This is a genomic window from Mesobacillus sp. (genome assembly GCF_049588175.1).
Classification (GTDB): Bacteria; Bacillota; Bacilli; order Bacillales; family Cytobacillaceae; genus Mesobacillus.
In genome coordinates, this window is record NZ_JBAVFI010000777.1 from 1 (window position 1) to 8,538 (window position 8,538).

General features: G+C 41.1%; 9 protein-coding genes. 5 read left to right on the forward strand and 4 right to left on the reverse strand.

Annotated features, from left to right (window positions below; genetic code table 11):
• Positions 1 to 257 precede the first annotated feature (257 nt).
• A complete protein-coding gene (locus WB217_RS18805) occupies positions 258 to 1,046 on the reverse strand; it encodes a BsuPI-related putative proteinase inhibitor (protein WP_423994861.1) in 789 nt (262 codons plus the stop codon).
• 23 nt (positions 1,047 to 1,069) lie between these two features.
• Complete coding sequence (locus WB217_RS18810; RefSeq protein WP_335430030.1) at positions 1,070 to 1,912, reverse strand: YitT family protein; 843 nt, start codon at positions 1,910 to 1,912, stop codon at positions 1,070 to 1,072.
• Positions 1,913 to 2,043: 131 nt separating this feature from the next.
• On the opposite strand from WB217_RS18810, the gene WB217_RS18815 reads away from it, so the two are divergent.
• The gene (locus tag WB217_RS18815) at positions 2,044 to 2,904 is read left to right on the forward strand and encodes a DegV family protein (protein ID WP_423994862.1); all 861 of its coding nucleotides are present in this window, start codon (positions 2,044 to 2,046) and stop codon (positions 2,902 to 2,904) included.
• Between the two features lie 68 nt (positions 2,905 to 2,972).
• Positions 2,973 to 3,104: a DUF3941 domain-containing protein gene (locus WB217_RS18820; protein ID WP_207498922.1), complete on the forward strand. Its 132-nt coding sequence runs from the start codon at positions 2,973 to 2,975 to the stop codon at positions 3,102 to 3,104.
• A gap of 28 nt (positions 3,105 to 3,132) precedes the next feature.
• Here WB217_RS18820 and WB217_RS18825 read toward each other — a convergent pair whose 3' ends face one another.
• Entirely contained in the window at positions 3,133 to 3,996 is an 864-nt protein-coding gene (locus tag WB217_RS18825; protein ID WP_423994863.1) for a CvfB family protein, read from the reverse strand.
• A gap of 201 nt (positions 3,997 to 4,197) precedes the next feature.
• Between WB217_RS18825 and WB217_RS18830 the strand changes: the two genes are divergently transcribed.
• The 3 genes from WB217_RS18830 to WB217_RS18840 all read left to right on the forward strand — a co-directional run bounded on the left by WB217_RS18830 (position 4,198) and on the right by WB217_RS18840 (position 7,886).
• Positions 4,198 to 4,689: a YajQ family cyclic di-GMP-binding protein gene (locus WB217_RS18830; RefSeq protein WP_423994864.1), complete on the forward strand. Its 492-nt coding sequence runs from the start codon at positions 4,198 to 4,200 to the stop codon at positions 4,687 to 4,689.
• Positions 4,690 to 5,095: 406 nt separating this feature from the next.
• Positions 5,096 to 6,739, forward strand: a complete 1,644-nt coding sequence (locus WB217_RS18835) for a CoA-disulfide reductase (RefSeq protein ID WP_423994865.1) — start codon at positions 5,096 to 5,098, stop codon at positions 6,737 to 6,739.
• A gap of 280 nt (positions 6,740 to 7,019) precedes the next feature.
• The gene (locus WB217_RS18840; protein ID WP_423994866.1) at positions 7,020 to 7,886 is read left to right on the forward strand and encodes an SDR family oxidoreductase; all 867 of its coding nucleotides are present in this window, start codon (positions 7,020 to 7,022) and stop codon (positions 7,884 to 7,886) included.
• Between the two features lie 49 nt (positions 7,887 to 7,935).
• Here the strand turns inward: WB217_RS18840 and WB217_RS18845 are convergent.
• The coding region (locus WB217_RS18845) for a substrate-binding domain-containing protein (RefSeq protein WP_423994867.1) at positions 7,936 to 8,538 on the reverse strand (603 nt) is incomplete at its 5' end.

Here is an 8,538-nt window from a genome sequence, read left to right on the forward strand (position 1 = left end):
CCTAAATATTGGAAAAAGAGAGCACCAATATAACTTCTTAGATACCTTAAATACCTAAATATTGGAAAAAGCGGGTACCAATATAGCCTCTTGGTTACCTCGATAAACAATAAAGCCTCATGGTTACCGAAATGTGCAAAATGAAAAAACGTCACCAACACAGGCTATTGATCACCTAAAACAGAAACAATGAGTTCTCTCAAATGTCATTATTAAGACGTTTCTCCCACCTGCCCACCCGGTGTTCTATTGGCCTACTAATTATTGTTGTTGAATCTCTCCAACAAGACAGGATAAGTATGAATGATCGTACCATCACCGCTTCGCTCATAAAGATTTAAAATGACGGAACCATTTTGAGGCAGGTGATCTACAGAGATGGACACATCGATTACAAATGGCTTCCATTGTGGATATTTTGAATCTGTAACGATTTCAGCCTCCCTAATCAGTTCATTATGTCCATCCTCCACAGTGTAGTAAAACTTACCGCTCGTTGGTCTGGCTTCTCCGGTTATCTTATAATTCCCCTTACTGCCTTCTGCTCCCACTCCCTTGAATACTGGATTTTCTCCAGGAACATACATAGTTTTTGTATCCGTAATCAAGCTTTGGTCGGATATTGGCCTGCCGTCTAGACTGACCGCTTTCAGTTTTGCTCCGACGGTATAGTCGCCTTCTTTTACTCTTGCCCCATCCGTTGTATAATCCCAGGTCTCTTTCCATTTGATGCTTTGTTGCGGCTTTAGAGTCAATGTTTCAAATGCCTGGGCAAAGGCTTTTCCATCTGAGTATTGATACACCTTTTTCTTGTTTTCATCGACTACTGTGATTTCATATTTCTGAGATGTAGGAAACTCGAACGAAATTGGCTCGTTTCCATCATTCCTTAAAAACAATTCAAACTCTGCCATTTCCGGTCCAGACACTGGGTCAATAAAAAAACTAAAATCACTCTGTTTCCCTGCTTGTTTTTCCTCTCCAATGGCAAATACTGGCGCCACGGCAATCAAAAGCAAAATGATAAGCAAGCTGATTTTCCTCATTCACTTACACTCCTTTTCTAAAGTTACTCCCTTCTGAAAAACCCGAATATCCCCGTCGTCTGGACAATATTCGTAAAGGCTTGCGGATCGACATCCTTGATGATTCTCTCAAGGTCGTACATCTCATATCTGGTTATGACGATAATAAGCATTTCTTTTTGCTCGCCTGAAAAGGCTCCTTTAGCAGGCAGTAATGTGATGCCTCGTACTAATTTATCGTGAATGGCTTTCTTTAATTCATCTGATTTTTTCGTAATGATCATGGCTGTAAGTTTTTCATGGCGAGTATGGATCGCATCAATTACACGGGTTGAAACATACAAGGCAACGAGAGTATAAAGTGCATTTTCCCAGCCAAAAATATATCCTGCGGTCAATATAATGATGCCGTTTAACGTAAAGAAATATGTACCAACCGGGCGGTCATTCATTCGTGAGAGTACCATCGCAATGATGTCCATTCCACCTGTGGATGCTCCCCATTTCAGCGTCAGACCTACACCAAGAGCTGCAATGACTCCTCCAAACACCGCGTTCAGTAAAATATCTGTTGAAACTTCTTTTACCGGAAGAACTTCCAGGAAAAAGGAGGAAAGGACCACAGAAATAAAACTATAGAGCGTAAACGATTTCCCTACTTTCATCCATCCGAGGATGGTCACTGGTATATTCAAGAGCAAGAGAAGAACTCCTGTCGAAATATTAAACGGTGCATATTCACCCAGAATGCTTGATACCAGCTGCGCAATTCCTGTAAAGCCGCTTGCATAAACATTTGCCGGGATTAAGAAAAAGTTTAGTGACATCGCATTAAGCAATGCACCAATCACTACGATGATGATTTTTTTCGTTTCCATCCAGACCATGTAAATCCCCCTTTATTATTTCTATTATTCCTCTACCCCTATTTTGCCGAAAATCACTACATTTAATTGTCTTTTTGTGATATTACCGATAAACTATTATCATATTGAGGTTGAAAGCAGGTGAAAGGTTTATGTCAGTAAAAATCATGGCTGACAGTGCATGTGATTTGCCATACCATTTTTATGAAGAAAATGGGGTCATACTATTTCCTTTAAAGGTCCAAATTGATGGAACTGAATATGAGGACCTTAAAACAATTCAGCCTAAACAAGTGTACGATGCCATTCGTGCTGGCAATCTTCCTAAAACCTCACAGGCTTCCCCTGCAGGTTTTAAAGAAGTGTTTACTGAATTAGCTAAAAATAAACAAGAAGGTATATACATAGCATTCTCTTCTGAACTATCAGGAACATACCAGACAGCTGTAATGATTGCTGAGCAGGTGAAGGAAGAATATCCAGACCTCAATTTAACAATCATTGATTCAAAATGTGCGTCGCTCGGACAAGGTCTTTTGGTTATGGAAGCAGCAAGGATGGCGAACGAGAATTATTCGAAGGAAGACATCTTGAAGGATGTCCATTTCCGCAGCCAGCATATGGAGCATTTATTTTCCGTTGATGACCTTGACCATCTTGCAAAGGGTGGACGAGTTTCGAAAGCCTCTGCCTTTATTGGCGGACTTCTCAACATCAAACCATTGTTGAATGTAGAAGACGGGAAACTTGTTCCAATCGAAAAGCTCCGCGGAAAAAAGAAATTGCATCGAAGAATCGTTGAGCTGATGAAAGAACGTGGTGAAGGCTTTGAAAGCCAGATTGTAGGAATAAGCAATGCCGATGACGAGGAAACAGCAGCAGAAATGAAAGATATGATTATTCAGGAATTGAACCCTAAAGATGTTGTGATTACTTCTATTGGAGCGGCAGTAGGCTCACACACGGGACCAGGTACCCTAGCCATTTTCTTTTTAAATAAACAGCAATCATAATCTTACATACTCCTTTCAGGTTTTAGGAAAAATAAAATGAATCCTAAATTTGAAAGGAGTTTTTATGTATGCCGCATACTTCCGATAACGATAAAAAAGCGAAGGACAACAACGCCCTTCGCCATGAAAAGAATATGATGCGTGAAAAGAACCGCAAAGCCGGTAAGAACGAATACTCTAAGAAAACAGACCATATTTAAGAATCAAAAAAATAGAGCCAGTCCGGCTCTATTTTTGTTTTTTATATGTCCAATTATCTTCCTGATAGATCTTTTCTTCCTTCATAAGCCTTCCAAGCGCCCGTTTGAAAGAGCCTTTGCTCATCCCAAAGCGTTCCTGAATGTCTTCAGCCATGCTTTTATCATGGTATGGCATCGCGCCATTTCGCAGCTCTAGATAGTCCATGATTTTTCGGGAATCTTCATCTAGCGCTTCTTGCTTGCGAGGCTGCAATGAGATATTGACTGAGCCATCCTCTTTTACATCGATGATCCTTCCCTCTACCTTTTCGCCGATGCGCGGCTCTGTCCTGCGCTGTGATTCATGGATGAAACCCTTGAAGCCTTCTGCGGTAATAATCCAGCTTCCAACCCTGGCAGTACGGTAAATATAACCATGGACGTTCTTATTAAAATCGCTCCTAGTTGCTTTGATAGAAATATCCTGAATTACAGGATCTGTAGCCATACGTGCGTAAATCATGTTGTTTCGGTTCACACGAAGGGTGATATAGAGCAAGTCCCCTTTTTGCGGCCAAACCGATTTTACAACTGGTAAATCTTCCTCGCCAAGCAAAATATCTTTGCTGATACCGATATCAAGGAAAACTCCAATACCGTCTTTTACATCTATAACCGGCACCCAATCGTAAGTTCCTACGGAAACCTTTGGTATAGTGGTAGTTGCGGTAAGCCTTCCTCTTGAGTCAACAAAAAGAAAGACTTCTACTTCATCACCTTCTTCAAATGTTTGATCCGTATCATTGGAGTGGAGAAGCACATCTTCTTCCCCATCGGTTAAAAAGTAACCATATTCAGCAATTCTTGCCACAGTCAGCTCCAATGTCTGGCCTGTATAATCATTCAAGGACATATATTTCCTCCTGCATTTAATTTTTTCATTAGAATGTTTATTGATATTAATCTCTCACGGTTGCTGAGATTTACTTATGTTCGAAGTATCTTTTATCATTAAACTTTTTAAACAAGTATACCTTAATTTACGCAAAGTTGTTTGAACTGCTATATTTTACTATAATGGAGACATAATTAAAATGTTTTTCTGGAGGTAATCATGTCTAAAGAAAGCTCGTTTGATATTGTATCCAAAGTTGAAATGACTGAAGTCACCAATGCGATCACTATTGCAATGAAGGAAATACAGACTCGTTATGATTTTAAAGGAAGTAAAAGCGATATTTCTCTGGATAAGGAAGAGCTTGTGCTTGTTTCCGATGATGAATTTAAGCTTGACCAGTTAAAGGATGTTCTATTCAGCAAAATGATTAAGCGCGGGATTCCAGTGAAGAATCTTGATTATGGAAAAGTTGAACGTGCTTCAGGGGGAACTGTCCGCCAAAAAGCAAAGCTTGTCCAGGGAATCGACAAAGAAAACGCGAAGAAGATTAACACGATCATTAAAAATAGTGGAGTAAAGGTAAAGAGCCAGGTACAAGATGACCAGGTTCGCGTAACTGGGAAAAATCGTGACGACTTGCAGAAAATCATTGCTGCAGTCAGAGAAGCTGATCTAACTGTTGACGTGCAATTCGTGAATTATCGTTAAGGTGAATGATAAAACTAAATATGATGAAAACCGCAGCGGACAATTACAGTGTCCGCTGTTTTTATTTAGTCTTTATCCTTTGCTGTGTTAAACAAGACTGTTGATCTCCGCTCGAGGCGCCATTTTCCACTCCAATCAACAGCGCTTCAAAATCAACCATAACCTTTAACATAGCCTTACACTTAAAACTTCATCATTCTTTCACAAACTCTGGACAATTTCCTCTTAATTACAAGTTAGTATTAAAATATATAGCTCTGTGTGACATTTGTCTGCTTTTAATCTTTATCCAGTTAAAACTTTCACAAATCCTTCACAAAGCACTATTGGTTTTCTGCTTTTCTCGAGTTAACATACCAGTAGGGGTATAAAATATAAATTTTTTAACCGAAAGGATGACAATAAAATGGGTAAAAAAATCGTAATTATTGGCGGCGTAGCAGGTGGAGCAACCACAGCAACTAAACTTAGAAGATTAGATGAGCAAGCAGAAATCGTTTTATTCGAAAGAGGAGAATTCATTTCCTTTGCTAACTGCGGTCTTCCATACCATATAAGCGGTGTGATAGAAGATAGAAATAAATTATTGCTTCAGACAGTCGAAGGAATGAATGCACGTTACAATTTGGATATCCGTAATTTTTCTGAAGTTATCTCTATTAACCGTGAAGAAAAGACGGTTTCAGTGAAGCATGTTCAAACTGGTGCGGAATACACTGAAAGCTATGATGTCCTTGTTTTATCACCAGGTGCAAAACCAATCGTTCCTCCAATCGAAGGCCTGAAGAGTGATAATGTATTCACATTACGTAACATTCCAGATATGGATAAAATCAAGAAATATCTTGAGGAAAGAAATCCACAGAACGCGGTTGTCATCGGTGGAGGCTTCATCGGATTAGAAATGGCAGAGAACCTTGTTCATGCAGGCGTGAATGTTACTCTTGTTGAAAAACTGCCACAGGTAATGGGACCAGTGGATCCAGAAATGGCAGCGATAGTCGAAGACGAATTAAGAAAGAATGGCGTTGAGTTGATACTAGGCGACGGTATCACTGATGTTAAGGAGCAAGGCACTAAGGTTGTCCTTGAAAGCGGCATGGTGCTTGATGCAGAACTTATTATCCTGTCAATTGGTGTTCGTCCGGAAAACACCCTAGCAATTGAAGCTGGCCTGGCAGTTGGAGAGCGCGGAGGTATCAAGGTGAACGAATACCTTCAGACTTCAGACGAATCTATTTATGCAATGGGTGACGCAATCGAAGTCACTGACTTTATCAATGGTCAGCCAACCATGATCCCGCTTGCATGGCCGGCTAACCGCCAGGCTCATATAGTCGGTCACCATATCAATGGACGAAAGATTGCCTACCCTGGTACGCTTGGTACTTCCATTGTTAAGGTTTTCGAATTGACCGCTGCTACAACTGGTAACAGTGAAAAGCTATTGAGAAGACTTGGTATTCCGTATGAGGCTGTTCATATCCACCCAATGTCACACGCTGGATACTATCCAGGTGCCGAGCAAATGTCTCTTAAAGTCATTTTTGACAAAGAAACTGGCAAAATCTATGGTGCACAGGCAGTTGGTAAAGATGGAATAGATAAGCGTATCGATGTTATCGCAACTGCCATCAAGGGCGGTTTGAGTGTGTATGATCTTCAAGAGCTTGAGCTTGCATATGCACCGCCATTCTCTTCTGCTAAAGACCCAGTGAACATGGCTGGCTATGTAGCATCCAATATCGTGGATGGCACAATTGAAACTGTCCAGCATTATGAGGTTGATGATTTAATCAAGGACGGTGCAATCATGATCGACGTTCGAACTGAAAAAGAACATGCATCGGGAAAAATCGAAGGATCAAAGAATATTCCGCTTGATGATCTTCGCAGCCGCCTTGACGAGCTTCCAAAGGATGAAACGATTCTGATCACTTGCCAGGTTGGATTAAGAGGATACCTTGCATCTCGTATCCTGCAGCAAAATGGCTTCAAGGTTAAGAACCTGACAGGTGGTTACAAGACTTATTCAGTATTTAAAAGATAATATATTACTGCAGCAGCTCCATTGATGGAGCTGCTGTTTTTGTTTAGGTTCTATTAACCTTAACTGTTGATTTCCGCTCAAGGCGCTTCGCTTGCTTTCCGGAGGACTTTCACCGAGCCTCCTCGTAGCTGTGTGGTATAACCTTTCCTCTCCGTGATGGCAAAAAAAATGCCTGATTGAATCCCACTCATTCTCTAATGAATTAATTTCCATGTTTTTTCTCTGGATTTTAAAGGAATTTAATAAGTGTTGAAACTAAAAGTCAGGAGTGAATGTAATTATGCCAAAAGAAAATAACCAACAAGGCTTCCCGCCACAGCATCAGGACCATCAGCCGGGCACTGAACCGGAAATGAAACCAGAACCAAAATCGGTTGATGACAATTATAAGGGTTCAGGAAAATTAACGGACAAAGTAGCCTTAATCACGGGGGGCGACAGCGGAATCGGGAAATCTGTAGCGATTTACTTTGCCAAGGAAGGTGCCGATGTGGCCATCGTGTATCTTGAGGAGAATAATGACGCACAAACGACAAAGGAGCTAATTGAAGCAGAAGGCCGAAAATGCCTGCTGATTGCTGGTGATGTGGGAGATGAATCATTCTGCAATCAGGCTGCAAAGAAAACAATCGATGAATTCGGGAAGATTGACATCCTTGTCAATAATGCTGCTGAGCAGCACCCGCAGAAAAGCCTGTTAGACATCTCGGCAGCGCAGCTTGAGAAAACATTCCAGACGAATATTTTCTCGATGTTTTATTTAACTAAGGCTGTACTCCCTAACCTTCAAAAAGGAAGCACCATCATAAATACATCATCCATAACGGCTTATAAAGGCCATGAGACGTTAATTGACTACTCTGCGACTAAAGGGGCAATCGTAACCTTTACTCGTTCCCTTGCCATGTCACTCGCCTCTCAGGGCATCCGTGTTAACAGTGTTGCACCTGGACCAATCTGGACGCCGCTAATTCCCTCCACGTTCTCAGCGGAGGAAGTCGCTAAATTTGGGACGAATGCTCCGATGGGACGCGCTGGCCAGCCATACGAACTTGCACCTGCATACGTATATCTGGCAAGTGATGACTCCACTTATGTGAGCGGTCAAACGATCCATGTTAACGGCGGAACGATTGTAAACGGGTAAAGTGATATGGTAAAAGGAAAAGCAAAGCATCGCTGCTTTGCTTTTCTTTTTACGCCATGATTTGTTTATTATCTTTAGGCTGGCCGCATGAAAATCTTGGTACGATTTTAAAAGGAACGATTATCCTTTTTATCGGTTCACCTGGGTTTTCAATCTTTTGAATCAGGCTTTTGGTAGCCTGATATCCAAGGTCAAAAATATTGATATCTACCGATGTTAACGGCGGACGAGCCATTTCGGCTATCAATACATTGTTGAAACTGACAATCGAAATATCATCAGGGACAGAAATGCCCAATTCATCTAATTTATTCAATACTCCCAGTGCCATCAAATCATCAGCAACGACCATCGCGGTTGGCGGCTTCTCTAGCGACAGCAATACCTTAACAGCATCCTGCCCGCTTTCCCTCAGGAACTCGTCATTGACGATATACTCATCAATAAGAGATATTCCAGAATTCCTCAAAGCTTTTTCATAACCTAACAATCGTTCCACAGTAACGACTAAATCAAGGTTACCACCGATAAAGCCTATCTTGTCATGGCCAAGCTGGATTAAATGCTCGGTAACTTCTTTGCCTGCCTTAAAGTTATCATTATCGACATAGCTGATATTCTCGTCATCCTTAAAGGGTTTGCCGATTACTAC

Bases quoted from the DNA above. Each gene is read 5' to 3' on its own strand.
- WB217_RS18805 (WP_423994861.1), bottom strand. From the start codon at position 1,046: ATGAGGAAAATCAGCTTGCTTATCATTTTGCTTTTGATTGCCGTGGCG.
- WB217_RS18830 (WP_423994864.1), top strand. From the start codon at position 4,198: ATGTCTAAAGAAAGCTCGTTTGATATTGTATCCAAAGTTGAAATGACT.
- WB217_RS18820 (WP_207498922.1), top strand. From the start codon at position 2,973: ATGCCGCATACTTCCGATAACGATAAAAAAGCGAAGGACAACAACGCC.
- WB217_RS18835 (WP_423994865.1), top strand. From the start codon at position 5,096: ATGGGTAAAAAAATCGTAATTATTGGCGGCGTAGCAGGTGGAGCAACC.
- WB217_RS18840 (WP_423994866.1), top strand. From the start codon at position 7,020: ATGCCAAAAGAAAATAACCAACAAGGCTTCCCGCCACAGCATCAGGAC.
- WB217_RS18825 (WP_423994863.1), bottom strand. From the start codon at position 3,996: ATGTCCTTGAATGATTATACAGGCCAGACATTGGAGCTGACTGTGGCA.
- WB217_RS18815 (WP_423994862.1), top strand. From the start codon at position 2,044: ATGTCAGTAAAAATCATGGCTGACAGTGCATGTGATTTGCCATACCAT.
- WB217_RS18810 (WP_335430030.1), bottom strand. From the start codon at position 1,912: ATGGTCTGGATGGAAACGAAAAAAATCATCATCGTAGTGATTGGTGCA.